The following is a 25,150-nucleotide window of genomic DNA, read 5'->3' as shown; positions in this document are numbered from 1 at the left end:
CATAGCGGGATGCGCGTTCGCCATCATTGAAATTATTCGCCGTATTGGTAATACCAATTTGGTATATTTAACTAAGTCCTGTCAACCCGTATTTGACAAGTCCGCGCCGATCCGCAGATTTCTGACGTCCGGTATGTCAGGGCGGAAAGACAGTTCTGAGCTGCCTATTCCGCCGCTTGGCGAACGTGACGCTGCGTCGGCGTGCGCATGGTCACGAGTTCCTCCGCAGAGGTGGGGTGCAGCGCCATGGTGGCGTCGAAATCAGCCTTGGTCGCCTTCATCTTAACAGCGATGGCAACAGCCTGAACGATCTCGGCGGCTTCCGGCCCGACAATGTGACACCCGATAACGCGATCGGATGTTCCATCCACGATCAGCTTCATCAGGACGCGAGCTCCGCTACCCGACAGTGTTGCCTTGATCGGCCTGAAATCGGTCTTGTAGATGTCCACGTGAGTGAACCGCGCCCTCGCCTCGGCTTCGGTCAGCCCGACCGTTCCTACCTGCGGCTGTGAGAACACCGCAGTCGAAATATCGAGATGATCGACGCGTACTGGACGCTTGCCAAACACCGTATCGGCGAAGGCATGTCCTTCGCGGATCGCAACCGGCGTGAGATTGATCCGGTTGGTGACGTCGCCCACCGCATAGATGTGCGACACATTGCTTTGTGAGAAGCTGTCGACGGCGATGCCGCCATTGGTCGGACCGAGCGCCACGCCGGCCTTCTCGAGCCCGAGACCCTTGACGTTCGGATGACGGCCGATGGCGAACAGCACCTGATCGGCCGCGATGCGCGATCCTTCCGACAGATACGCGGTGAAGACCTCGCCGTGCTTCTCGATCTTGCTCACCGTGCAGCCGGTGAGAATGGTGATACCCGCCTTCTCGACCTCTCCGCGCACATGCGCGCGGACGTCCTCGTCGAACCCCCGCAGAATGTTGTCGCCGCGATAGACCAGCGTCACGTCGGAGCCGAGGCCGGCGAAGATGCAGGCACACTCCAGCGCGATGTAGCCGCCACCCTGGATCACGATGCGTTTCGGGAATGTCGGCAGGTGGAAGACCTCGTTCGACGAGATGACGTGCTCGATGCCCGGAATGGCCGCGCCGTGGCTCGGCGCGCTTCCGGTGGCGACCAGGATGTATCTCGCCCGCACCGTTTCGCCGGTCGAAAGGCGCAGCGTATACGCATCCTCGAACACCGCACGAGCCTTGACGACCCGCGCCCCGGCCTTCTCGGCATTGGCCGTATAGGCGGCCTCCAATCGTGCGATTTCCTTATCCTTGTTGGCGACCAGCACCGGCCAGTCGAACGTCGCGGAGGGGATGCTCCATCCGAAACCCGCAGCGTCGCTGATTTCCTCACGGACGTGCGAGGCGTAGACGAACAGCTTCTTCGGCACGCAACCGCGGATCACGCAGGTGCCGCCCATGCGATACTCTTCGGCAAGCATAACCTTGGCACCGTAACTGGCCGCGATCCGCGCGGCGCGAACGCCACCCGAACCGCCGCCGATCACAAACAGATCGACATCAAAATCAGACATACCAGTGCGCGCTCTTTTCGGTCGTACCTATTTGGTATACCAATCTTATATAACCAGTACGCCGGAATCAAGCGATCGACCGTGCGAAGACGTAATTAGCAGAGCGTTATTATCCTGCGGATCGGGATTCGCGCAAAGTAACTGCAACATCATCAACTATCGACTAGAGTGAACATCACTCAGATTGGTGGCTATCTGCAGGCACCCGGGTGCGCGGCGGCTTAGCAGACGGGCTTCCCTGGACGCAGGCTAGAAAGAGTAAACGCAATGACAGAACGAAATCGAACCAACAATCCTGAGCCTCCCTCGAACACCATCGGAAAAATCCTCTCGTTCATCCGCGAGCGCCACTATCAGCCCGCTGAACGTCTACCGTCCGAACGAGACTTCGCAGAGAAGTTCGACACAAGTCGCGGCGCTGTCCGTGAGGCGCTGGCTGCTCTCGAAGCCATGCGTGTCATCGAGAGACGGCCAAACTCTGGCATATACCTGCGAAATTCAAACGAAAGCAGCATCGAGGCTCTCGTCCTTTATGCCGAGTCAGGCCTTCTTTTCCAGTCAAACGAAATCGCCGATGTCTTCGAGGTGCGACGCATGCTCGAAGTGCAGGCCGCCAGATTGGCCTGCACTCGTAGGACATCTGCCAACATCTGCGATCTTCGCACCATTCTGAACGACACCGAGAAGCGCCTCTCCAGAAAGCAGACGATCGAGCTTGAAGATGAAGCATTTCACCTGGCCATCTTTGCCGCCACCAAAAATGATATCCTGCTCCGCGTCGTAAAATCATTCTATGAACTATCCAGACAACGCCGCCGCATCTATTTTTCCGATCGCAACCGCGGTCGCAGCTCCTATGAAGATCACTGCAAGATTCTTGATGCCATTGAGGGGCGTCGCGTCGGTCAGGCAGAACAGAAAATGAATGAGCACCTGTCCCAGACCATAGAAACTTGGGAGACGCTGTTGGGAGAGCCAAAAATACTCGCAAGACGATAGGCTCTCGTCAAAAGATCCCATCCGAGCGAACCGCTCGAATCCTTCGTGGCGCGGCCGGATACAGAACTGATCCCTTGCCAGGGCGGCATCTAGGCTCATCTGCGGACTCCCCGGAGAAACAATAGGGATTTTGACATTCGCGCTTTAGTCGGGCGCTGTCATCTATCCTACCTCATGATGCGACCATAAGATGCCGCAAGCCCGTATGAGAGCTCGCGGACCGACTCCATATCAGAGCTGCGTGCTTGGAAGCCGGGTGAGTCTATCGGGTTATGCCGATCCCGTCTCATCGACTGTTGCGCCGTACCTGCCTTCGCCCTTTACTCCATCGACAACCTCGCGTTGCGACGCTGCTTATGCGGCGGCCTCGGCGGGAGCTCGGTAAACTTCGTTAAGCGCGAACAATGCTCACACCGTGCGCGCCTATTTGTTTGCTAGCGCAGTGATAACCAGCATTCGCGCCTTGTTGTAGATCGTCTTCTGCGGATCCTGCGCATCTGCGCCTTCGACAACAAAAAACAGTCATTGCAACGCCTCCGCGCGCCGCTAATGAACCAGTTATCCTTTCAATCCGCGAGAAAATATATGTGTCCTGGGCCTAGAATACCACCTACCCTTTAAGGGCGCCTGCCGTAAGTCCTGCGACGAAGTAGCGGTAGCAGAACGTAAAGATGACAAACAGCGGCAGCGCTATGAGCGATGCGCCGGCAAGGATCTCGCCCCAACGCAGATCCTGTGCCCCCAACATCGACGCCAAGGCGACAGGAAGCGTCTTGTTCTGATCGCTCATGATCAGGATGAGAGCGAACACGTAGTCGGCCCAGGAAAGCAGGAACGAGAAGATACCGACCGTAATCAGACCCGGTGCGGAAAGCGGCAAGACAACCTTGAGGAACGCACTGAACTGCGAGCACCCATCGACCATTGCTGCTTCTTCCAGGTCAAATGGCACCGACTTGAAAAAGCCCCACAGAAGCCAGACGCCCAACGGGAGTGATATTGCGAGATGAGCAATCAGCAGACCCCACAGGCTGTCGGAAAGCCCGACCATGCGGAACAAAGCTGACATTGGAATGACCAGCATCAACGGCGGGAACATATAGGCAAACAACATGGACGCGACTAATGTTGTCTTGCCGCGGAACCGCAGCCGCGTCGCGCCGTAGGCAATGAACGCCGAAAGCGTTGTAGCAACGATGATCGTTGCCATCGCCATCAGGGCGCTGTTGAAAAAATTGGTCGTGTAATTCGTAAGCTCCAGTAGGGATCTGTAGGAAGCGAGATCTGGCGGCCAGAACACCAACGACGTGTCCAGAAACAACCGCTGCGCGGGCCGAAGACTAGATACAATCATCCAGTAAATTGGAAAGAACGAGTAGATGCAGATCACGAGAACAGCCGCGTAGAGACCGATACGCCCGGCAATCTGCTTGATTGGCTTGCCCACAATGCCGAACAACTTCTGTTCTGATGCAGGTGTTGAAGCTTCCTGCGGCAAACGATCGAACTGGGACGTGCTGCGAAGGAGTCGCTCCTGCCGCGGGTCAGCAACAGCAGCAACGATGGAAAAGTGCGAGTTCTGTTGTGTCACTGTTATCGGCCTTGCTTTGCTTCATCGATCGGGAAAAACCGCAGATAAATCAGCATAATGGTTGCCAGAATCGCAAACGAGATTGTCGCTACCGCCGCCCCCCCTCCGAGATCGAACTCCAGAAAAGCTCTTCGATAAGCAAGCGTCGGGAGCGTCTCCGTCTGATTCAGCGGCCCCCCCTTGGTCAACAACCAGATCACGTCAAACTTGTTGAACATCCAGATGCCTCTCAGCAGAATGACCACGATCAGTACAGGTCTGAGGCCCGGCAGAGTGATGTGCCAGAACTGCTTCCAGGCACCGGCGCCGTCGACCCTAGCTGCTTCGTAAAGCTGGGCCGGAATTGTTTGCAGGCCGGCCAGCACGCACGTCACCACAAATGGTGTCCATATCCACACACTAACGAGAACAATCGTTCCTTTTGCGGTTGCCGAGTTGGCGCCCCAATCAAACATGCTGGATCCAAACGACGCCAAGATACTTTTAATCAATCCGTAATTCGGATCGAGCATCCATTGCGCAATAAGGCACGCAACTACCGTCGGAAGAAAATAAGGAACGATCGACAGCGCGCGAACGACCGTTTGTCCCACGAACTGACGATTCAGAACGAGCGCAATGGTCACGCCGAGCATGACCTGCAACACGATCGCGGAAATAGAAATTACTATCCCGTTTAGCAACGCGTCCCAAAAATTCCTGTCCTCCAGGACGGCCAGATAATTCCCAAGTCCCACCCATCGCGGCGGAGCGATAAAGGACTCCGCCGCGTAGAACGAGAGCTTGATAGAGTACAGGAGTGGCCCGCCAACGATGGCGCCGAGTATCAAAACGCCGCCAACGAACAAGCTGATGATCCGCCAATCCTGCCTCATAAGGTACCTACCTTCTTGTCCGAATAATTCAACCAAGCTTCCGGATGCGATTGGCCGCTGTTTTCACGCAATCGGCCGATGACATGTTCTTAAGCACCTTATTTTGCAACATCTCAGGCATGACGTTCGCATCGAAGACCTTGCTCGGCAGCAGATCAATCGATGGGCCGATCAAGTCGACCGACGAGAGCCTCACCTTGCTGTCCGGATCGATGAACGACTTCATCTGCATCATTGTTGCCCAATGCTTCTGAATCATCGGGTGCTTCTTCCAGCGCGGATCCTCGTAAATGTCTAATCGCACCGGCTGGAAGTTCATCCAAGCCGAATGCAGCCAGTCGACGTAGTGCTCATCGATAAACCATTTGAGGAACTTGAGCGTCTCCTCGCTTTGCTTGGTCTTGAATGCAACAAATCCGTCGAAGGAGAACGGCAGCGCTTTCTGCTTGCCCGCACTGTCTGGTGCGGCAAAGATGCCATACTTGCTCGCGAGATCCGGATTTCGCGCCTCGAGCGCCTCGACCACACGCCCGGAATACAGGGTATGCGCGACCTTTCCAGTGACAAACAGACTCATGAGCTCGGCATAACCCACCGTGTTCAATCCGGGGGGCATAGTCTTGTAGAGTTCGCCGTAAAGATCGAGGAAACGCGCTGTCCGATCCGCATTCTCAGGTGCATCCAGAACGACATTCCATTTGTCGTCATAGAATTGCGGAGCTTCCGCAAACAGGTTTCCGAAGCTCGCCCAGTTGGTCGCACTGTCGCTCGCCAGCGGCATTACGCAGCCGCCACGTTCGATATTGCCGTCCTTTGAGACAGTCAGCGCCCGGCAGTTGTCGAGATATTCCGACCATGTATTAGGAATCTTAAGGCCCTTCTCGGCATACAGATCCTTCCGATAGTAACAGGTCACCAGATTGTAGTCGTAAGGATAGAACCAGTTCTCTCCCTGATACTTCCAGGCGCCCATCTGCCCCCAGGAATGCTGCTTCACAAGATCGGTCATCGGAAGAAGATGACCGCCGCGGGCGTACTGCAGAATATGGGCGATATAGCCTTGAGTGGAGATGTCATACGGCGTGCCGGCATTGATCGCCGCCATCGTCTTCGCATATGCGCCGCTGATCGGCGTCGAATCGACGATGATCTTAACACCGAACTTGCTCTCGTACGCGCCGCATGCGCGTCGCAGCACGGCCTGGCTGTCGGCCGCAGTTTCATTGTTCAGAAATCGGAGCGTCACTCCGGCTTGAGCATTCACGTACGGAGCCGCCAGGGAGCTTGTCGCTCCAACCACTGCTCCCGCGGACGTTTTGAGGAAGCCCCGTCGGCTAAAGCCGAATGATTTACCCTTGGAATTCCATTGGTTCGACTTGCGCACGGTCATGATTTTCCCTCCCTATATTAATTTCACTTACTGATTTTGATTGCCTCAACGCCTTTCCACTCTCACGTGAAAATAGATGCAGCCGCTGCGCGGGCAGAACGACGGGGATTTTATCCCCGGCCACGAGCACATCGTCGCGCGCAAACACCGCGCGAAATTTATGGCCGAATATCGTCCCCAGCACATAGGTCTGGGCGCCGATTTGCTCGACCAGGCTAACGATCATCTCGATGTCGGATGCTGCTTCAGCACGAATGATATGCTCTGGTCTGATGCCGATAGTGACGCTCTTCTCGGTCTCGACAAACTCGCCGTCCGGCAATCCGAGCTGCAGTTCGCCAGAACGAACCTTCAGACCATCACCGTCACGGAGCAGATCGCCCTCAACCAGGTTCATCTCGGGCGAACCGATGAAGGCGGCCACAAAGACATTCATCGGCCGGTCGTAAAGATCCAGCGGCCGTCCGGCCTGCTGGATCCAGCCATCGCGCATGATGACAATCCGGTCACCGAGCGTCATGGCTTCGACCTGGTCGTGAGTCACGAAGATCATCGTGGCTCCGAGCCGGGCATGCAGCGTCGCGATTTCTTCGCGAGTCTTCACGCGCAGCTTGGCGTCGAGGTTGGAAAGAGGCTCATCGAGCAGAAAGACATCGGGGTCTCGGACGAGCGCACGACCAAGCGCAACCCGCTGCATCTGACCTCCCGACAGCTGCCGCGGCTTCCGCTCGAGCAAAGGATCAAGGCCGAGGCTCGACGCCGCGCTGCGCACGCGACGATCAATCTCGTCTTTCGGTTCTCCGCGCACGCGAAGACCAAATGCCATATTGTCGTATACGGTCTTCTGCGGATAGAGCGCGTAGTTCTGGAACACCATCGCAATATTGCGATCTTTCGGCGGGAGTGCGGTCACATCCCGCCCGCCGATCATGATCTTGCCCGATGTCACATCATCGAGGCCGGCAAGCATGCGCAACGTGGTCGACTTCCCGCAGCCGGACGGCCCGACAAAAACGACCAGTTCTCCGTCGGTAATATCCAATGAGAAATCCTGCACTGCCCATGGCCCACGATCTCCGCCAAAGGATTTCGATACATTCTGGAGAGTTACTCGCGCCATACAGCAAAACCTCGCTTCGCGTTGCCTCTAGCTATTGTCACCATGCATCAAGCTTAAAGCCGCACAGTCGCCATCCGTTTTGGATAGACCATTTTGGCTGACCGTATGTCTCCATATACTTGCTGTCAAGCAACTCGCGCAGTGCGATGCTCGCGAATCAAAACCCGACAAGCACTTTCGAGAAGACCCTCCGTTCCAGAATCTCGCCTCAAAACCAACTCGACGATCAACCAAAAGCTATTATTGGTTTGTCCAATTTGGTTTATCCTATTATAGTGCGCTTATAACAGGCGTACGATTTACCAGGAACGGATCGCGCCAATAGCAAGGAAATGTCATGGCTGGACCTCTGGTGGGCTACCGAGTACTCGATCTTTCAAGAATTCTCGCAGGACCGTGGTTGGGCCAACTTCTTTCCGATCTCGGAGCCGAGGTCTGGAAAATCGAACGCCCCGGCACCGGCGACGACACACGACAATGGGGTCCCCCATTCCTGAAAGATGGCGAATCGAATGACACAACCGAGAGCGCGTATTTTCTCAGCGCTAACCGCGGCAAACATTCAATCTGCATCGACATAGCAACTGACGAAGGCAGCGCGATCGTGCGCGCACTAGCGCAACAAGCTGACATCGTGATCGAAAATTACAAAGTCGGCGACATGGCCCGATACGGGCTGGACTACGAGTCACTGCGAAGACTGAAGCCGGATACCATTTACTGCTCCATCACGGGTTACGGTCAAACCGGCCCAATGAAGGATGCTGCAGGATACGACATGGCTATTCAGGCCATCGGCGGCCTGATGAGCATCACGGGCGAAAGCGACGATATGCCGGGTGGCGGCCCGCAGAAAGTTGGCGTTCCGATCGTCGATATTCTCACCGGTATGTACAGCGCGACGGGCGTTATTTCGGCGTTGCTGCATCGCGAGCGTACCGGCGAGGGCCAACACATCGACATGGCACTGCTCGATGTCCAAGTTTCGGTACTTGCCAACCAGAACATGAACTATCTCACGACGGGAACTCCACCCAAACGGTCCGGTAATGCGCATCCGAATATCGTCCCGTATCAGGTGTTCAAGACAATGGACGGCTCGTTTGTGCTGGCTGTCGGAAACGACCAACAATTCAGGAAATTCTGTGCAGCGGCGGGATTGACGGAATTGGCAGCCGACATCCGCTTTCTCACGAACACCGATCGGCTTCACAATCGCGACCTGCTCATTCCACTTCTGGATGTGCATTTAGCAACGCAAACGACGCACCAGTGGATATCAGTGCTTGAGCCAGTCGGAGTTCCTTGCGCGCCGATCAACCGGCTGGACCAAGTATTTGCCCATCCGCAGGTGATCCATAGAGAGCTGCAGATCAATCTGCCTCATTCCTCCGGTGCCATTTCACCTCTCGTCGGCAACCCTATCAAGTTTTCGCGAACGAAGATCGAATACTCGAAGAGCCCGCCGCTACGGGGCGAGGACACCGAATATGTCCTCAAGACTGTTCTCAAATTTGACGAGGCGCAGATTCAGCGCCTGAACGCCAGCCGGGTCGTCGATACCGGCACGCATCCGCGGCGGGCTTCACCAAGCCGGCTCGAATAAGTTCAAGGTGCACTACTCGCACCCACGAAGTGAGAACGGCCGAGATAATCACAGTGGCAGCACCCGTGACGATATTCCCGTTTGCCCGTAGATCTGACGACGGAGTTGCTGATGCGTAGCGGGCGGGGCTCTGACGAATACCGTCTCAACTAATGGCCGAGGGCCCAGACTGTCTTTTCAAATACCGCCCTCTCCTGGGGGGACATATTCGCATCCCAATGCTGTGGGCCTTTCGGTCCCCAAAGAAGAACAACGAAGGCCAACACCACAAGCGCCGCAGTCAACACGCGACTGATCATCGAAACATCTCTCTGTTGACGCCAGAACCGCAGCCAATACATTTGGACATACCAAAATGATATTCCAAAGCGGCTCAAATACAACGGCGATGTACGACACCCGTATCGGAATGGATCTTGTCCGGCGGCTACTCGCTTCATGCTACACCAGACACGCTAACTAGCCGCCGGCATTCCCAAGAGGGATTCGAAAATGAAACTATCCGGATATGACTACATCATCGTCGGCGCGGGATCGGCGGGATGCGTGCTGGCTTCGCGACTGAGCGAAGATCCAAATGTTAACGTCCTGCTGCTTGAGGCCGGAGCCCCCTCCGCGTCTGTCTTCGTCCACATGCCGGCCGGCATTCGCGTGCTCTACACAAGTCCTAAGTATAACTGGCAGTTCTGGACCGAGCCCCAAGCTCAACTCAATAATCGAAAGATTTACATCCCGCGTGGCCGGGTTGTGGGTGGATCGTCCTCCATTAACTCAATGATTGCGATTCGAGGCAACGCTTGGGACTACGACTCGTGGGCCGCCCAGGGCCTCCCGTCATGGAGCTATGAAAACCTGCGCCCTTACCTCAGAAAAATCGAGGACGCCACCCTGGTCACAAGGAAGCGCGATCAGGACAGGGGATACTCCGGCCCTATTCGTCTGTCCTATGGCACCCTGCAGCATCCCATTTCAAAGGCGTTCATTGAAAGCGCGGTGTCAGCAGGTTTGCCGGAGAACAATGGCTTCAACGGCCCGTCCCAGGTTGGTGCCGGATTCTACGAACTCACCATCGCGGAAGGGAAGCGATCCGGAGCCTTCAAATATCTTGATCGAGCGAAGGGACGAAGCAATCTCACCGTTATGGCCAACTGCAGAGTTCGCCGGATCGCCATGGAAGGGACGTGCGCGCGCGGCGTAGTAATAGAGAAGGGAGGACGCGAGGTAACCATCTCGGCAGAGCGCGAGGTGTTGCTGACATCTGGAGCCATCGGCTCACCGCAACTGCTGATGCTGTCGGGGATCGGGCCGGCGGATCACCTGCAATCGCTTGGCATCAAGCCCGTTCTCGATTCCGCTGGCGTCGGAGACAACCTGCACGACCATCTGGACTGCGCTATTCGCCTAGAGGCATCTCAGCCAGTTACGCTGACGCCGTATCTCGGCTTGATCAAGGGCGGCCTCGCGGGCGCACAATACATTCTCCGAGGCACGGGTCCCGCAACGTCTCAAGGCGTCGAAGCTGGCGCCTTCTGGGGGCCTGACAAAAATTCGTCACTGCCGGAGTGGCAAGCTCATCTCATCGTCGCGCTCCGAAACCCGCCACCCAACGAACGCATCGCTCACGGTTTCGCGATTCGCGTTTGCCAACTTCGGCCCAAGAGCCGTGGAACACTGCGATTGCGATCGGCGGACCCATCTGACACTCCCGCTATCGATCCTCGTTTTCTCTCTGATGATTCGGATTTCGTCAGCATGCAAGAAGGTGTCAGACAACTGTCTGAGATTATCGATCAACCGGGTCTGAGTAAATTCGTGAAACGAAGGATCGACATCGATGCGTTTACCAGTGTGGACTCCCGCAAAAAATGGATACGGGAGCGCGCCGAAACGATCTACCATCCTGTTGGCACCTGTCGCATGGGCGAAGACAGCAACGCTGTTGTCGACGGTCAGTTGCGGGTCCGAGGAATCGACAATCTCAGAGTCATCGATGGTTCGATCATGCCGACAGTGATCAGTGGAAATACCAATCTGCCGATCATGGCTATGGCGGAAAAAGCTGCCGAGTTGATTACGGAGGGTAATGAGACAAGGCAGTTCTTGCCGGGCGCCGGGTGCCCCTAGAAGCCAGCCAGCTTGATGCGGGAGTACATGTCACTCATCGGGTCCGAATATTTCGGAACCACTGAGTAACCCATTTCGTTGATGGACCACTGCGTGGGGTAAATGCCAGACCGTGACTTTAGGCTGCGGTAATTCGCGAAGCAACACCGTCGTCTCCCGCAATCATAAGGATGGATCATGACTGAGCGGCTCGAACCGTATCGTGTAGAGGCTTACAACACCGCCAAACTATCCGAAAATAAGATGCACGATGATTCCGTGGCCCTGAAGTACGGTTTCAGAGGTGGTCTGGTGCCGGGGATCGATATTCTCGCCTACATGATCCACGTTCCAGTTGCGAACTGGAGTCGAGCATTCCTCGAACGAGGATTGATCGAGGCGCGGTTCATTAAGCCGATCTATGATGGTGAAGCCCTACTGGTTCAAGCGGAGGAGTCCAGCGAAGGACTCTCGCTAACCGTCGAACACGGCGAGGCCAAAGCCACAGGACATGCCTCGTTGGCGGTAACAGCGCCGGTATTCTCGCTCGCCGATTTTCCGGAGACCGAACCGGTTGCGACGCGGAAGCCCATCGACGCTGACACTTATCGAATCGGCAAATGGCTCGGCACTGCTCCGCGCTCCTGGCAGGGTAAGGCTGGTGCAGAATACCGCGCCGGAGTGCGCGAGACCGACCCAATCTATGCGCGCGAAGGCCTCGTCCATCCTGGCGTATTGCAACAGATCATGAATAGGGTGCTCATGGAAAATGCCCTTCTCGGGCCATGGATTCATATCGGCAGCCGCATGCAACTGATATCAGCCGCTATCGACAGCGACCAACTGACCGCACGTGCACGGATCACGGGCAACTACGAAAAGAAGGGCCATTTGTTTGTGGAATTGGACGCCCTCATCGTTGCTAACGGCCGGACTCCTGTCGCCCATTGCCAGCATATTGCGATCTACCAGCCTCGACCTCAAGCTGTATGAGGCATGCTCCCGGTGCTGACATACTTATGAGGTGTACCGCGAACGCGATCGAGTCGGCGATGTCTGATTTCTGTATCGCCTATATCGGCGAGAGCGACAATGTCGGCCGCAGGCGCGCCTCAAGCCGTTCGCACAACGCCTGGCTGTCATAGCCCTTGTTGGCGACGAGTTCGGCAGATGGCGGCGCGGCCGCGATGCAAAGCTGCGCAACCTTGCAATCATTAACGTTTCGGAGCGTCAGGAGCAGGACCCAAGGGCGGCTTTTCTCGTAGCAGATAGCCTGGAGCTTGGTGTTGCGTCCGCCTTTCGTGCGGCCGATATCATGAGCCAAGGCCCTCTTTCCGCTGCCCGCACAACGATGGACCTTGATGCAGGAACTGTCGATAGATATCCGGTCCAGCACACCCTCGACCTCTGCCAGCGTACTGCAAATGTCTCCCCAGATACCGCGCTCAAACCAGCGCACAAAGCAATTAGCGATTGTAGTGCGTCTTCTCGGTCCGTAGACATCGGTGCAGTCGGCCCAGCCGTCCACCGCATTTGAGCGCGTGGACAATCCCGCTCGGAATCCGCCGTTCATCCTTACGCATTTTACCGCGCACATCCTTCGGCAAAAGCGGCTCAATCCGAGCCCACTACGCATCCGGAAACCAGACGTAATCTCCCATCGCCGTCCTCCTTGGGAGAACGGAATCCGACTCGCCAGCCTTTTGGAATCCCGGTCGCGCTACCCGGTTTTGGGTCCGAACCCTAGCGATCCAGTGTTTTGCGAGAGAAATCTTCGATATAATCGAGCAAGCGCTTCACTGCCTGCTCCGCTTCATCGGGTTTCCTGCGGGCGATCGCGTCAGCGATCTCAGCGTGGAGACGAGCACCCAGCATCATGTCACCGGCAGATTTGTAATTCCGATACCAGAAACGCCGCGAAAGCGGGGTCATCAAACTCATTGAGCCACTAGCAAAACGGTTCCCGCAGGCGCGGGCGAGTAGCTCATTTAGCTGCGAATCAAGCCGAACGAAGGCAAGATCGTCGTTAGCATCAACGGCGGCATAAATAGCGGCAGCGATTTTGGCGAATTGCGCAATTTCTTCCTCAGTGGCTCGTTCTGCAGCCAAGCGCACCATGAGCGATTCTAAAGCCCGCCGAACCTCGATAATTCGCAGCTGAGTGCGGACATCAATCTCGCTAACGAGGACCCCATGTCTTCGCAAGACAACAACAAGGCCATCGCGTGACAGCAGCTGCAAGGCCTCTCGCACCGGCGTGCGCCCGATTCCTAAACGCTTTGCGAGAGAACTTTCCGAAACTCGAGCTCCTGGCTGCAGTTCTAGGGTGCAAATCATCTCCTCGATCGCGCGGTAGGCGCTATCGGCTAGATTGAGCTCCGGCTCCGGTCCATAATCTACTTCGTGGTTGATCAGATCAGCACCCAAGCCCGTAAATTTCACTTTTGAAGCGACAACGCGCGAAGCGCTATCGACACTCCGCGCCGATCCAGAGCGTTGAGGTCCTTTACGGGGTATTTGCGCGTCATCTATCATATCGACGAGTTCCAGACGCAATTTTAGCATTCAATGCAGATCGCATTCAAGTACCGCCGTTGCCTAGCGGGTATCGACAATCTGGGCCATCGTCGCCTGGATTATGTTCCTCTTCTGCCGAGATTCAGCTTCTTTCACGGGCGGCTGCGAGTAAATCAAACTGGGGATCTGCGGCCTCCTCGGGGGTCAATCGTGCGTTCGTTAGAGCCAAAAGCTTGCGTCCCGCGACGTGATCGCGGGAGCTATCGACGCTTTCTATACACACCAACTTCCTCCCGGAGAAAGAGAAAACCGAGAATTTGCCACCAGCATAATCACCGCGTACCACGCAGTTGTCCGCGCTGCTTGCTAGGCCGACTATCTGCAATGGCACGTCGTGCTGATCGGACCAAAACCAAGGCACACCGTCATAAGGGATAGAGGCTATTCCGGCCAACATCTGTCCCGCTACTTTGGCCTGATCGGTTGCGTTCTGGACCGACTCGAGTCTCAGTTGCCCACCGGAAAATACAGACGGATGATTGGTTACATCCCCAGCGGCGAAAATAAAGGGATCACTTGTACGAGTTAATGAATCAACAACGATCCCATCGCTACAGGTAAGGTCCGCCGCCTTGGCAAGTTCAACAGCGGGCGTAACCCCTATCCCCGCGACGATCAAATCGGCGGCTATTTTTTGCCCGTTACTGAGGAGCACTCCCGCCGCGCGTCCGCGGCCGTCATTCAAAATCATTTCAACTCGTGCATTGAAAATTAGATTGACGCCTCGTTCTGTATGGCGACGGCCAAACCAGCCGGAAATCACCGAGCTTACCGCGCGGGGCATAAGGCGCTGAAACGTTTCAAGCACGGTCACTTTCTTGCCCATTTTGCAGAGGCTAGATGCCACCTCTAATCCTATGAAACCACCTCCGATAACAACAACCGAGTGTGTATGTCTAAGCTGCGACTTCAATTTCTCGACGTCTGCGAAATCTCTTAGATACAATATGCCGTCTAGTTTACCTCCCGGTAAGGAAAGACGTCGCACACGGGCGCCTGTTGCAAGTCCGAGACGAGAGTATGGAATTTGCTCGCCACCTTGAAGAATTACTCGATGGCGCTGTCTATCGACCGCAGTGACTCGGCGTCCGGTCAGGCGAACTATATTGTTCTTTTCGTACCAAGACTCTCCACGCAGAGGGATTTCCGCAACGGAGATTTTTCCCGTAAGGAGACCTTTGGATAGAGGTGGGCGATGATAAGGTAGGAGCGCATCTTCCGCTAAGAGAACGATTTCATTCTCCCAACCCGCGTCACGAGCCGAAGCTGCCATCTGTACTCCCGCATGAGAGGCGCCGATGATAACGATAGGATCGAGTGCCAAGTCATCGCGCTCCCAAAGATAATGCAGCTAATAGGGCAAACTGCGCAGCCTGAGTGACGACCGCTTGAATTGCACGTTTCCGAAAGACTGCGTGCGCTCGCGGGTATCCTGCAAGATGCAGCGTGACAGATCGTCCGCAAACGCTGCAATTTTTTCTGCTTACGGCCGGATGATCACTGGCAATTCCATGATGCCATGCACGAAGGTCGAATACTGCCGCTTAGGCGGACCCACTACCTCAATCTTGAGGTCGCGAGCGAGGATCTCTTCCCAAAGTACGCGCAACTGCATCTCTGCTAGCCGATTCCCAACGCAACGGTGCACTCCGAAACCATATGCGATGTGCTTGCGATAGTTGTCGCGACCCAACAGAAAACGGTGAGGCTCTTCGAACTCGTCTTCGTCCCGATTTCCCGAAATATACCACATTACCACTCTCTCGCCTTCGCGAATGATTTTATTAGCCAACTGCGTATCCTGAGTCGCGGTTCGCCGGAACGCGAGAATTGGTGATTGGAAGCGAATAACCTCACTTACCATGCTCTCAATTAATTCAGGATTTTCACGTAGTTTGCATTGCTCGTTGGGATTTTCATTAAGGAGCAAAACGCTTGCACTCATAGAGTTTCGCGTTGTCTCATTACCACCGATTATGAGCAGCAGTAGATTGCCGAGAAATTCCCTCTCAGAAATGCCCTGATAAGCCGGGCTGTGAGCGATCATGGAGATGAGATTGTTCTCCGGTTGACGCTTAAGTTTTTCCTCCCGAAGCAGTTTGAACGCATCCAAACATTTTGCGAGTTCTACACCTCGTTTCTCCTCGCTATCTATAGGGCCACCAGCCAACAGATCGACAATTGAGGCATCCGACCAATGGGCAAGTAGGCGCCGATCCTCGATCGGAAAATCAAAGATAGTTGCGAGAGTCATCGACGTTAGCTCGATGGAAGCGCGAGCTACCCAATCGAACGTCTCATTACGCGGCAATCGATCAAGAAGAGCTCCAGTTCGTTGCCGTATGAGTGTCTCAATCTCTGCAAGGCTACCGGCGGATACAATTGGCTGGATGGCTTTCCGCTGCTCTGCTTGCCTCGGCGGATCCGACGCGATGAAGCTACGTATGCGTTTCTCCGGCGGCTTGTCGCCTATATGCACTCCACCGCGGTCAGTATCGGATGAGAACACGCGCCAGTTTGAGTCAACGGTTTGGATGTCCTTGAATTTCGTGATTGACCAATGCGCGCCAAAGCGGCTCTTGGGCGTAAAGTGAACGGGATCCTCGTGCCGCAGACGTTGAAAATACGGCATCCATACCCCCTGCTGAAACAGCGCGGAGTCTGCCACGACAATGTCCTCGATAGGCATTGCATAGGCCAAACGCTCGTGCTCAGCGACTAAGTTACGAACGACTTCGGTGGTCACAACACTCATAAAAGATCTCCCCGTCAGTTGACGTCGGACGGCGCGGTCAGCGGTGCGTCGGAGGCAGATGCAGTACAAGACCGTCAAGCCTTTCGGTCATTCGGATTCGGCACGACAGGCGTGAAGTTGGGCTCGGGTCATCTACGATACCCAACATATCGATTTCCTGTTCTTCGGCTGGCTCAAGCTTGCTGAACCATCTCGGATCAACGTGGACATGACAGGTGGCGCACATGCATTCGCCGCCGCAATCCGCATCGAGAGGAACCCCGTTATCGACAGCATGCCTCATTGCACTTGCGTCAGGGACGGCGGCTACCGTCTGCGTTGTACCGTCAGGCAATATGAAGACCAATTTCGACATGAGATTCCCTTCGCTTGCTGCCTTGCCTAATAATGTATATTAGTAAAAAATTATAAGTATGTCAATAATAAACAAATCTGGATCAACTTGAGCGTCCCTTACCTACAGCGGCACGGTTATGCCCTGCGAGAATCTTCGTTGACGGCAGGGGTGACGAGCGCTCGACACATCGCGCGCCAATACTTTCCACGGCTCCTTCCTGTGCCTGTCGTAAATCAACTCCGAACATATTGGTGATGCAGTCCGCCGAGGATTGAGCGACAAAGAATGCGCCCGGCGCGATTGACGGCGCGCGATACCGGCGTATCCTTATCTAAGGAAAGGTGCGTGCGCGTTTCATTATAGTAATTCATATACGACAGCAGCACATGACGGAGATGCGCTCGCCGAACACACCCACATGGTCAAGACACTCCCGTCGGATGGAACCGATCAGTCGTTCAGCAAATGCGTTTTGCCAGGTGAACGCCGCGACGTCGGTCGATCACGAATGCCCATTGATCGAAGTGGTCTGCATTGAGAAGTTTGGACCGATCTGAATGAGAGTTTTCCGGTTAGTCTAATATCGAAGGGAGCCTGGCCGATGAAGAAGTCGAAGTTCAGTGATCAGCAGATCGCCTTTGCGCTAGGAGCCCCTCATTCACGAGGTACTCGTCTCGGGCAAGGCAAGCGCCTAGTGCGCGGTCCGCGAGTCGATTTCTTCTTTTACGCAACCCTTATCTGCATTCCCACTATTACCTAAGCCTCGTCGGTAGGACGCGGCAACTCGACAGAGCTGCTGTGAATGCATCAGCAATTCCGAAGATGCGGCGGTGGGTTCAAGCAGAACTTTATTATCGTAGAACAAAGCCGACCTATCGCTTCTTCCGCCCCTTCCGAAGCGTAGCCGGCGGCTTTTCGTTTGCTTTTGGGACAATCAGAAGGTCAGCGACAGGGACGTCCAAGGCCGCGGCCAATCTCTCTAATGTCTCGGCGGTAGGATTCTCGACCCCACGCTCAATTCGCCCGACGTACGACCTGTCCACACCGGCATCGACCGCCAGCGCTTCCTGCGACAGGCCGCGCTTAACCCGCAGTTTTCGGACATTCCAGGCCACGAGCGCTGTCGCTTTCATAAGCGAAACAAACGACTTGGCGGCCCATTAAAACACGCACTATAATGTCCCTATTACTGATTTGGGGCAGTTGTGCGCATTCGCATTCATCGCGGGACTAAGGAAATTGGCGGGACCTGCATCGAACTGGCCGCCGAGGGTGGCCGAATTCTGCTGGATTTAGGACTGCCTCTGAACGGCGATGCGGACGAGGTCAGCGTCCATCCGTCAGTAGACGGACTTGCAGGCGGCGGGGATTTGCTGGCTCTGGTTCTGTCCCATGGTCATGTCGATCATTGGGGGCTGGCCCACCTCGCGGGCGCTGATCTGCCGGTTGCGCTGGGCGCTGCAACCCACCGCATTCTGAAGGCCGCAGCCCCGTTCGTGCCCAAGCCATACGTGCCGGTAAGACCAATCGAGTTCTCAAGTGGCACGGCGCTGCAGTTCGGCCCGTTCCGGGTAACGCCACATCTGGTCGATCATTCCGCCTATGATGCTTACGCCCTTGAGGTGGAAGCTGACGGCAAGCGCCTGTTCTATTCTGGCGATATCCGGGCGCACGGCCGCAAAGCTGCACTGTTCGAGCGCCTTGTGACCCATCCTCCACGATCCATCGACGTGATGCTGATGGAAGGATCGAGTTTTGGCCGCCTCAGCTCTGATCACGTCTTTCCGGCCGAGGCCGAAGTTGAACAGCGCTTCGTTGACCTGTTTGAGGCAACGGACGGCCTAGCGCTGGTCGCAGCCTCGGCGCAAAACATCGATCGCATGGTCAGCCTGTATCGGGCCTGCAAGCGCACCGGCAGAACGCTGATCATCGATCTCTATGCCGCCGAGATTCTTCGCGCGACGGAGAACGCCAGTATCCCTCAATCGGACTGGCCACATATTGCGGTGTACGTCCCGCAGTATCAGCGCATCCAGATCAAGCGCGGCGGCCGCTTTGACCTGCTCGATCCTCACAAGACCAACCGCGTTTTCGTGGAGCGACTTGAGGACCTGGCTCCTCGGGCGGCGATGCTCTTTCGACCGGCTATGCTGCGCGATCTCGATCATGCCGGCTGCCTGTCCGGCGCACGCGCCATCTGGTCGCAATGGGACGGCTATCTCAAACAGGAGCGCGGCCTCGCCCTCCTCGCCGAGCTCGAAGCACGAGGCATCCCGCTCGATCACGCCCATACCTCCGGCCACGCCAGCATCCCCGATCTGAAGCGATTGGCGGAGGCGATCCAGCCGAAGATGCTGGTGCCGATCCATACCTATGAGCCGGAGCAGTTTCCAGCGCATTTCCAGGCTGTCAGTCTCAAGAATGATGGCGAATGGTGGGACGTTGCAACATGACCATTCAGCAGACGTCCTCAAGCTACGGTGTGAGTAAGGCGTTCCTCGATGCGCTCGACAATCTCGCTCAGAAGCCATCGTGGTGGCGCGACGTTTTGCTACGGGACGACGTGTTCATTGCGGTGCGAGCAAACTCACTCAATGTCTACCACCGGGGTGCCTCGATCTTCCGGATCGACGATGGCGGAAACGGCCGACTTATTCCCTGGACCCATACTAAATACCTGATCCGTCAGCAGCAGGTGCTGGCTCAGCTTCATCACGATGGACACTTTCAACCATCCGATATCGGTTGGTCGCAATACGCTGGCCCATCGACACTCTCCGACATGATCCGCTCGGCCACCGATCTTGCTGGAGCTGAAAAGAGCGGATTGCATCCGCTGATCGTCGGCAGTTCAAAAGTGATCGACGTCGAACTGTCGCTGCTGCGGGCAAACTCTTCCATAGACGAAAGTCTGGCAGACACTGATGCCCATTCAGCGGACGCCCCGCCGATTGATCGGTCTCAGGACCGGCTGGATGTCGTCACCGTAGAGAACCGCGGCGGCAAGCCGTTCATCGTTTTCCATGAGGCCAAGCATTTCAGCAATCCGGCCTTGAGGGCCAAAGGTGAGCCTGCCGTTTTGGCTCAGATCGTGCGTTACCAGGCAACGCTCAGACAGCATGATGCAACACTGCGACAGCGCTACGTCGCTGTCTGTCAGGCGCTGGTCCGTCTCCACACCATGCAAACTGCGGCCCGCACTGCCCTTCCCTCAAGCAGATTGCCACTCGAACCTGATCCCCTGATCGCCGCCATCGCCTCAGGCCAAGTCAAGGCCGAGATTGATCCTGATCCCCGGCTGATTGTGTTCGGTTTCGATGGCGATCAGCGCGATGGGCGCTGGGAACGAGACGCCAAGCGCCTGCGGGAGCACCAGCCAGCTCTTAAAATCAAAGCGATCGGAAGCACCCGGTCGGCGGGTGAATTCTTCTGATGTCGCAGTGCCCGCGCCCTGAAATGCGGCTTTCGGGAGACACTCGGTCTTTCTTTGCAAAACCCCGCAATTCCTCGGGGCCTCATTTGAATCTAAGGGGCACGGGCTGTCCGTGCCTTTAATCTGGGATTCTACATGAAGGTTATTGCCTATTACCGCATCCGATCGAGTGAACCCGCATACTCTGATATTGCACTGCAAGAACAACGTGAGGCCGTCAAAACCTGGATCGAAGCCCATCAGGCAGCTGTCCAGGCTGAATACATTGAGCCCGAGACTGACGGCTTCGCGCGCCCGCAATTGCGGCAAGCCATGGAGGACAGCAAACAGTCCGGCGCCACCCTGCTGATCGCGCGTACCGAGGCCATCGGCAGCGGGTCGGAGTTTTCGCCGCGGATTTCAAGCATTCCGGTAGCGTTCGCGCCGGAGCCATCGCGGGAGCGCGGCTATGTCACCCCGGCACCTGAGAAAGCGCCGGCCAGCCTCACTCTGTATTTTCCGGACTTCCGCAGCCCGAAGACCATGCCGGTCTATCTGTGCAATGGCACAGATGCGGCCATTCGTACCATCACGGTCAGGACGATCGGCCTGACTTCGAAATTCATAACACCAAATCCGACCATCGCTGACGAGACTGGCTCTGCCTCCGAACAGCCCTTATCGACGACACCGACCGCATTTTCGCTCGACCGGCTGGATGCGCGCTGCGCCGCTGTGATTGATCGCTACAATCCGATGTTCGACAGCGATTTTGTCACCGCCTTCGAGATCACGTTGATTGATCAGTACGAACAGGCGCAGCGACTGACGGCACTCCTCGGCGCTGCGCCCTTGTCATCGGCCTACCTCAACCTGAAAAAATAATACTCACTCTTCGACGCCTCGACGCACGCCTTTCAACGGCGGCGGCGAACGATGCCTCATGCCCATCACCTGATCGTTTCGAAACTCCCACAGAGAAAGAGCCACCCATGACAATGTCGTTTTCAAAATCGAACCTTATGACCAGTATTGCGTTCGCAACTCTGTTCGGAGGTGTCATCGCCACGCTACGCCTTGCAACAGGCGGCTATGGTGGCCCAGCCAGCATTCCCGAATGCAACAGCAACACCACCCGCGACATGCTGCAGGATGCCTTCAAGAATGCGCCTCAAGCTGCGCTCGGCCTGAAGTTGCTCAAGATCGGCGAAATAGGAGTCGTTGGGAAGGACCTGCTCGACGATAACAACGAAGTCCGTCACCGCGTTTGCGTCGCCGACGTCTTTACGAACCTTGGGCGGAAGCCGGTGTACTTCAACATGTCCTGGGCCGACGTCGAAAAAAGGCAAGTCTACCTCGAGGCACCCATGCTGCCGTTCTGACGGCAATCAGGAGGCCTTCGACGTCCGTATGGAGACCTTCCGGTCGCATCCTCCGATCGTCACTACCGCCGGCGAAGGGGTTTGCCGCGTGGACGGAGTGGATTGTCGCCCTTTGCGAGGGGCCAAAGTCGCCGAGAAAGCGCGCGCTCGATACGCGCATCCATCCCGCCGGTGCCCATCACCACAGGGTTGGCCATGGGACTTTCAGCGACCCAGGCGAGATACTGCGTCAGCGCGTCCACCTGATCGTTGTGCTTTCCGAATGGGAAACGCATCAGCTCACTTTCGAGTTCAACCGTCCAGGGTTGATTCTTTTTGATCAGAACCCGGTGTTGCGCGAAAACGTGGAGTTGGCTCTCAAGCCGCTCTTCCTTGCCGCGTCCACCGGTCGGGCGAAGTTCGGCATGATGACCACGCTCGAACAGCATGCTGTAAAGGCCGCTTCCTGAGCTGGCATCCTCAATCAGGATTTTTGCCGGCTTGTAGGCCGTAATCAGTTCGAGAGCGGCATCGCGCATCTGAACGGGGTCGAGACGTGAGCGCAGCACGTCGATGACATAGTGACGCCGGATATCGCGGGCGATCACGAGACACACCGTGTAGCTATTGTCCGATCCGGTTTTGACGGCCGTGTCCCAGCTCAGCGTAATCCGCCGCGCGTCCGGCGGCAGGTCATCAAAATGCTTGATCTGGCCCGGCCGGATCAGCTCACCTAGTGCCGCTGACGGGTTCTGCTGATACTGGGCAGCAAAGATCGACTCGCCAACCTCTTCCCGCTTCCGCTTGATGACCTCGGCAGGCCACTGATTTGTCAGCAGCGGCTCGCCGGTCTTTCGATCCCAGGTCGAGTTGCCGAAGGAATAAACCGCGTCTTCCTCGGCCACCAGAGCCAGGCAGACGTGCTTCCAGCCGCCCTTCTGAAGCAGACTGCCGGACAGATCATCCTCATGCATACGCTGGCCGACCACGATCATGGCGCCTCTGATTTGGTCGTCGAGGCGCGACGCGATCATCGCGTCAAAGTTTTCGTTGACGTTCTGGCGTTCCTTTTCCGACTTGACGTGATGGGCCGAGATCGGGTCATCGATAATGATGATGTCGAAACCACGGCCCGTGATGCCGGTCTCGAACGAGGCCGCATAGCGGCCACCGCCCTCGACGGTGACAAAGTCCATGGCCTTGCGGCCGTTGTCACGGAGTTGAAAGCTCGGAAAAACCCGCTGGTAGAAATCCGAGTTGATCAGCTGCAGCGTTTTGGATGCCAGATCTGAGGCCAAGGCCTGGCTATGAGAAATCACCGCAATGCGCAGCTTCGGATTGCGACCGAGAAGCCAAGCAACGAACACGATGGACGTCAACACGGACTTCAGGTGACGTGGCGGCAGATTGATAATGAGCCGGGTGTCACGGCCTTCAGCAACCCCCGTCAGTTCGTTGACCAAATATTCCAGATAGGGCGCGACCTCGAGCGCCCAGCGGTTATCAACGACCGGAAAGGCGCCCTCCAGAAACGCCTGAAGGTCGTTCTTCATGACCGCACGAAAGATTTGAAGATCAGAACGCATAGGTCCTACTTTCAGAAACGAGCGGCCGGCGCCGATCGGCGCCGGCCGAAATGATCCGCATTTCCTATTCGGCCAGACGCCGCGCGAGAAAGCGCTCGAGGATCGCTTGGTCGTCGGATGTCAGCGCCGGCACCTGCTCTGCCACAGCTTCAGCCTCGAACAACCGACCGACCAGCGTCAAGACAACGTTGGCCGCGCGAGCGTCGCCCTTCAGTGCTTTGGCGACAAGCGCCTTCAGCATGGCGCGCTGCTTGGAGACCTTGAGGCTGCGCTCGCCCTCCCGAATCCGGATCTTTTCCGAAAGCTCACTGCGCAGATCCGTCTTCAGATTGACGCTGCCCTTGGGGCGGCCGTTCGGGTTGCCGGACTGTCCGGGCTTGAAACGGGTTCCGGCGGGCGGCTTGCGGTAGCCGACCTTATCATCCTCCTGCTCAGACATCGCCGGCCTCCGTCACGCTAGCCTCTGTCACGTTGGTGGAAGCGATGGGCAGGTCTGCGGCGACCAAGGCGCCGGTGGCGGCCGCGCCAGCAGGCAGCTCGGCGACAGCCACGTCCATCGTTGTCACCGGCGACACGACGCGTTCCGCGATCGCGTCAAAGGTCTCGCCGGTGGCGGCATGAACCGCATTCTTGCCGGTTCGCTTTTGCCAGCGCCGGATGGCGGCATCGACATAGACCGGATCAAGCTCGACGCCGATGCAGACGCGGCCGGTTTCTTCGGCCGCAATCAACGTCGACCCCGAGCCCAGGAAGACGTCGAGCACGAGATCACCGCGACGGGTGACGTCACGCAATGCGTCGGCGATCATCGCGACCGGCTTCACGGTCGGATGAATACCAAGGAGGTCCATGCGGTCCTTGCCGAAGGCATTGACGCCGCGATACTGCCAGACGTTCGAGCGGGAGCGGCCACTGGCGCCAAGACCGAAATTGTTCTGATGCGATCCCTCGCCATGCTTGAACACGTAAATCAGCTCGTGCTGGCTGCGATAAAAACTTCCCATGCCCGCATTGCTCTTCGTCCAGACACAAAGATTCTTTTGTTCGAGATGGTTTTGCGCCGCAGCCTCGCACAATTCACTGCCATGCCTCCAATCCATGCAGAGAAAAAGAATCGCGCCGTCGGCAAGAACGGGCTTAATTGCGGCCACCGTCGTGCTCAGGAACGCCACGAACTGGTCGCGCGACATCTCGCCGGTACCCATAGCGAACTCACGATGACGCGTCTTGCCGAGACCAGACACGAAGCCATCGATCGGCACGTTGTAAGGCGGATCGCTGAACACGCAGGCGACTGTATTGGTGCCTACAAGGTCACGGATGAAAGCCGTATCGCGGGCATCGCCACAACCGATCAGGTGATCACCGAGGCGGAAAACATCGCCAGGCTTTGCGGCCGACGGACCAGCCATCGGCGCAAGGTCATCGAGCGCTTCTTCCTCAACGGTGTTGGCGGCCGGCGTATCGATCGACAAGGCCATATCGATCTCCACCGCTTCAAAGCCGCCGAGATCAAGGTCGAAACCAACGCTGATCAGGTATTCGAACTCGCCGCGCAGCTTGGCGTTATCCCAGACAGCGTCCTGGGCGACGCGATTCAGGGCAAGCCGGAGGGCACGAACCTCCGGCTCAGAGCGGTTTTCCAACTGCACCACGGCGATCTCGTCGTGACCGAGTTCGACCAGAGCATCGAACACGGCATGGCCATCAATCAGCGTGCCGGTCGCCGCGTCCAACGGAAGCGGCACAACTTGACCAAACTGCCGCAGAATGGCCTTCAGCTTGCGACGCTGCGCGCTGCTGTGCTGGCGCGCAGCATGGGGCGACGGCTTGATAGCCGTCGCCTTGAGATAGACAATCTCGAGAGAGTTTTTATGGGTCATGTCGC

Annotated in this window: 22 protein-coding genes; 8 read left to right on the top strand and 14 right to left on the bottom strand. The window is 56.6% G+C overall.

All coding sequences use genetic code 11. The features are described from left to right. Positions 1 to 164: 164 nt before the first annotated feature. Positions 165 to 1,550, bottom strand: coding sequence for a glutathione-disulfide reductase (gene gor, locus LVY71_RS04440; protein ID WP_184086101.1), 1,386 nt, complete (start codon positions 1,548 to 1,550; stop codon positions 165 to 167). Positions 1,551 to 1,817: 267 nt separating this feature from the next. Here gor and LVY71_RS04435 point away from each other — a divergent pair, with 267 nt between their 5' ends. Next, positions 1,818 to 2,549, top strand: a complete 732-nt coding sequence (locus LVY71_RS04435) for a FadR/GntR family transcriptional regulator (RefSeq protein ID WP_184086103.1) — start codon at positions 1,818 to 1,820, stop codon at positions 2,547 to 2,549. A gap of 610 nt (positions 2,550 to 3,159) precedes the next feature. Here LVY71_RS04435 and LVY71_RS04430 read toward each other — a convergent pair. Genes LVY71_RS04430 through LVY71_RS04415 form a run of 4 tightly spaced genes read right to left on the bottom strand, consistent with a single transcriptional unit; the run spans position 3,160 to position 7,525 of the window. Next, a complete protein-coding gene (locus tag LVY71_RS04430) occupies positions 3,160 to 4,146 on the bottom strand; it encodes a carbohydrate ABC transporter permease (protein ID WP_184086105.1) in 987 nt (328 codons plus the stop codon). After that, the gene (locus LVY71_RS04425; protein WP_184086107.1) at positions 4,143 to 5,015 is read right to left on the bottom strand and encodes a carbohydrate ABC transporter permease; all 873 of its coding nucleotides are present in this window, start codon (positions 5,013 to 5,015) and stop codon (positions 4,143 to 4,145) included. The genes LVY71_RS04430 and LVY71_RS04425 overlap by 4 nt, the downstream gene beginning before the upstream one ends. 28 nt (positions 5,016 to 5,043) lie before the next feature. Then, positions 5,044 to 6,405, bottom strand: a complete 1,362-nt coding sequence (locus LVY71_RS04420) for an ABC transporter substrate-binding protein (protein ID WP_184086109.1) — start codon at positions 6,403 to 6,405, stop codon at positions 5,044 to 5,046. Further along, a complete protein-coding gene (locus tag LVY71_RS04415; RefSeq protein WP_184086111.1) occupies positions 6,365 to 7,525 on the bottom strand; it encodes an ABC transporter ATP-binding protein in 1,161 nt (386 codons plus the stop codon). Before LVY71_RS04415 ends, LVY71_RS04420 begins: the two co-directional genes overlap by 41 nt. A 337-nt stretch (positions 7,526 to 7,862) precedes the next feature. Here LVY71_RS04415 and LVY71_RS04410 point away from each other — a divergent pair, with 337 nt between their 5' ends. The 3 genes from LVY71_RS04410 (at position 7,863) to LVY71_RS04400 (ending at position 12,227) form a co-directional block, all read left to right on the top strand. Then, positions 7,863 to 9,131, top strand: coding sequence for a CaiB/BaiF CoA transferase family protein (locus LVY71_RS04410; RefSeq protein WP_184086113.1), 1,269 nt, complete (start codon positions 7,863 to 7,865; stop codon positions 9,129 to 9,131). Between the two features lie 492 nt (positions 9,132 to 9,623). Further along, positions 9,624 to 11,255, top strand: a complete 1,632-nt coding sequence (locus tag LVY71_RS04405) for a GMC family oxidoreductase (RefSeq protein ID WP_184086115.1) — start codon at positions 9,624 to 9,626, stop codon at positions 11,253 to 11,255. A 177-nt stretch (positions 11,256 to 11,432) separates the two neighbouring features. Continuing rightward, complete coding sequence (locus tag LVY71_RS04400) at positions 11,433 to 12,227, top strand: hypothetical protein (RefSeq protein ID WP_184086117.1); 795 nt, start codon at positions 11,433 to 11,435, stop codon at positions 12,225 to 12,227. 79 nt (positions 12,228 to 12,306) lie between these two features. On the opposite strand, the gene LVY71_RS04395 is transcribed toward LVY71_RS04400, so the two are convergent. The 6 genes from LVY71_RS04395 to LVY71_RS04370 all read right to left on the bottom strand — a co-directional run bounded on the left by LVY71_RS04395 (position 12,307) and on the right by LVY71_RS04370 (position 18,036). Further along, on the bottom strand, positions 12,307 to 12,807 hold the full coding sequence (locus tag LVY71_RS04395) for a transposase (protein WP_235098527.1): 501 nt from the start codon (positions 12,805 to 12,807) through the stop codon (positions 12,307 to 12,309). A 170-nt stretch (positions 12,808 to 12,977) separates the two neighbouring features. Then, a complete protein-coding gene (locus LVY71_RS04390; RefSeq protein WP_235098525.1) occupies positions 12,978 to 13,790 on the bottom strand; it encodes a GntR family transcriptional regulator in 813 nt (270 codons plus the stop codon). Positions 13,791 to 13,893: 103 nt separating this feature from the next. Beyond that, the gene (locus LVY71_RS04385) at positions 13,894 to 15,135 is read right to left on the bottom strand and encodes an NAD(P)/FAD-dependent oxidoreductase (RefSeq protein ID WP_235098523.1); all 1,242 of its coding nucleotides are present in this window, start codon (positions 15,133 to 15,135) and stop codon (positions 13,894 to 13,896) included. Positions 15,136 to 15,294: 159 nt separating this feature from the next. Then, positions 15,295 to 16,566: a cytochrome P450 gene (locus LVY71_RS04380; protein ID WP_184086128.1), complete on the bottom strand. Its 1,272-nt coding sequence runs from the start codon at positions 16,564 to 16,566 to the stop codon at positions 15,295 to 15,297. Between the two features lie 37 nt (positions 16,567 to 16,603). Then, the gene (locus LVY71_RS04375; protein ID WP_184086130.1) at positions 16,604 to 16,921 is read right to left on the bottom strand and encodes a 2Fe-2S iron-sulfur cluster-binding protein; all 318 of its coding nucleotides are present in this window, start codon (positions 16,919 to 16,921) and stop codon (positions 16,604 to 16,606) included. Positions 16,922 to 17,775: 854 nt separating this feature from the next. Further along, on the bottom strand, positions 17,776 to 18,036 hold the full coding sequence (locus LVY71_RS04370; protein WP_184086132.1) for a helix-turn-helix domain-containing protein: 261 nt from the start codon (positions 18,034 to 18,036) through the stop codon (positions 17,776 to 17,778). Between the two features lie 72 nt (positions 18,037 to 18,108). Here LVY71_RS04370 and LVY71_RS04365 point away from each other — a divergent pair, with 72 nt between their 5' ends. From LVY71_RS04365 to LVY71_RS04350, 4 genes are all read left to right on the top strand, one after another. Beyond that, complete coding sequence (locus LVY71_RS04365; RefSeq protein ID WP_184086135.1) at positions 18,109 to 19,356, top strand: MBL fold metallo-hydrolase; 1,248 nt, start codon at positions 18,109 to 18,111, stop codon at positions 19,354 to 19,356. Further along, the gene (locus LVY71_RS04360; protein WP_184086137.1) at positions 19,353 to 20,336 is read left to right on the top strand and encodes a hypothetical protein; all 984 of its coding nucleotides are present in this window, start codon (positions 19,353 to 19,355) and stop codon (positions 20,334 to 20,336) included. The genes LVY71_RS04365 and LVY71_RS04360 overlap by 4 nt, the downstream gene beginning before the upstream one ends. 135 nt (positions 20,337 to 20,471) lie before the next feature. After that, positions 20,472 to 21,200: a recombinase family protein gene (locus LVY71_RS04355; protein WP_184086139.1), complete on the top strand. Its 729-nt coding sequence runs from the start codon at positions 20,472 to 20,474 to the stop codon at positions 21,198 to 21,200. 107 nt (positions 21,201 to 21,307) lie between these two features. Continuing rightward, positions 21,308 to 21,697 carry a hypothetical protein gene (locus tag LVY71_RS04350; protein WP_184086141.1) on the top strand — a complete coding sequence of 130 codons (390 nt, stop codon included), beginning with the start codon at positions 21,308 to 21,310 and terminating at the stop codon, positions 21,695 to 21,697. Positions 21,698 to 21,759: 62 nt separating this feature from the next. Here the strand turns inward: LVY71_RS04350 and LVY71_RS04345 are convergent, their stop codons facing one another. The 3 genes from LVY71_RS04345 to LVY71_RS04335 all read right to left on the bottom strand — a co-directional run bounded on the left by LVY71_RS04345 (position 21,760) and on the right by LVY71_RS04335 (position 25,145). Continuing rightward, positions 21,760 to 23,229, bottom strand: a complete 1,470-nt coding sequence (locus LVY71_RS04345; RefSeq protein WP_235098521.1) for a phage terminase large subunit family protein — start codon at positions 23,227 to 23,229, stop codon at positions 21,760 to 21,762. Positions 23,230 to 23,326: 97 nt separating this feature from the next. After that, entirely contained in the window at positions 23,327 to 23,701 is a 375-nt protein-coding gene (locus LVY71_RS04340) for a DUF5681 domain-containing protein (RefSeq protein WP_184086145.1), read from the bottom strand. Next, positions 23,694 to 25,145 carry a DNA modification methylase gene (locus LVY71_RS04335; RefSeq protein WP_235098519.1) on the bottom strand — a complete coding sequence of 484 codons (1,452 nt, stop codon included), beginning with the start codon at positions 25,143 to 25,145 and terminating at the stop codon, positions 23,694 to 23,696. The genes LVY71_RS04340 and LVY71_RS04335 overlap by 8 nt, the downstream gene beginning before the upstream one ends. Between the last annotated feature and the right edge of the window lie 5 nt (positions 25,146 to 25,150).

The sequence above is a fragment of the Bradyrhizobium sp. G127 genome (assembly GCF_021502575.1).
GTDB lineage: Bacteria > Pseudomonadota > Alphaproteobacteria > Rhizobiales > Xanthobacteraceae > Afipia.
The sequence above is the reverse complement of the archived record's forward strand: the minus strand, read 5'-3'. Positions and strand labels throughout refer to the sequence as shown.

Excerpts from the sequence above, each read along its gene's own strand:
- gor (WP_184086101.1), bottom strand. The coding sequence starts at position 1,550 with ATGTCTGATTTTGATGTCGATCTGTTTGTGATCGGCGGCGGTTCGGGT.
- LVY71_RS04435 (WP_184086103.1), top strand. The coding sequence starts at position 1,818 with ATGACAGAACGAAATCGAACCAACAATCCTGAGCCTCCCTCGAACACC.
- LVY71_RS04425 (WP_184086107.1), bottom strand. The coding sequence starts at position 5,015 with ATGAGGCAGGATTGGCGGATCATCAGCTTGTTCGTTGGCGGCGTTTTG.
- LVY71_RS04420 (WP_184086109.1), bottom strand. The coding sequence starts at position 6,405 with ATGACCGTGCGCAAGTCGAACCAATGGAATTCCAAGGGTAAATCATTC.
- LVY71_RS04415 (WP_184086111.1), bottom strand. The coding sequence starts at position 7,525 with ATGGCGCGAGTAACTCTCCAGAATGTATCGAAATCCTTTGGCGGAGAT.
- LVY71_RS04410 (WP_184086113.1), top strand. The coding sequence starts at position 7,863 with ATGGCTGGACCTCTGGTGGGCTACCGAGTACTCGATCTTTCAAGAATT.
- LVY71_RS04405 (WP_184086115.1), top strand. The coding sequence starts at position 9,624 with ATGAAACTATCCGGATATGACTACATCATCGTCGGCGCGGGATCGGCG.
- LVY71_RS04400 (WP_184086117.1), top strand. The coding sequence starts at position 11,433 with ATGACTGAGCGGCTCGAACCGTATCGTGTAGAGGCTTACAACACCGCC.
- LVY71_RS04395 (WP_235098527.1), bottom strand. The coding sequence starts at position 12,807 with ATGAACGGCGGATTCCGAGCGGGATTGTCCACGCGCTCAAATGCGGTG.
- LVY71_RS04380 (WP_184086128.1), bottom strand. The coding sequence starts at position 16,566 with ATGAGTGTTGTGACCACCGAAGTCGTTCGTAACTTAGTCGCTGAGCAC.
- LVY71_RS04375 (WP_184086130.1), bottom strand. The coding sequence starts at position 16,921 with ATGTCGAAATTGGTCTTCATATTGCCTGACGGTACAACGCAGACGGTA.
- LVY71_RS04370 (WP_184086132.1), bottom strand. The coding sequence starts at position 18,036 with ATGAAAGCGACAGCGCTCGTGGCCTGGAATGTCCGAAAACTGCGGGTT.
- LVY71_RS04360 (WP_184086137.1), top strand. The coding sequence starts at position 19,353 with ATGACCATTCAGCAGACGTCCTCAAGCTACGGTGTGAGTAAGGCGTTC.
- LVY71_RS04355 (WP_184086139.1), top strand. The coding sequence starts at position 20,472 with ATGAAGGTTATTGCCTATTACCGCATCCGATCGAGTGAACCCGCATAC.
- LVY71_RS04350 (WP_184086141.1), top strand. The coding sequence starts at position 21,308 with ATGACAATGTCGTTTTCAAAATCGAACCTTATGACCAGTATTGCGTTC.
- LVY71_RS04345 (WP_235098521.1), bottom strand. The coding sequence starts at position 23,229 with ATGAAGAACGACCTTCAGGCGTTTCTGGAGGGCGCCTTTCCGGTCGTT.
- LVY71_RS04340 (WP_184086145.1), bottom strand. The coding sequence starts at position 23,701 with ATGTCTGAGCAGGAGGATGATAAGGTCGGCTACCGCAAGCCGCCCGCC.
- LVY71_RS04335 (WP_235098519.1), bottom strand. The coding sequence starts at position 25,145 with ATGACCCATAAAAACTCTCTCGAGATTGTCTATCTCAAGGCGACGGCT.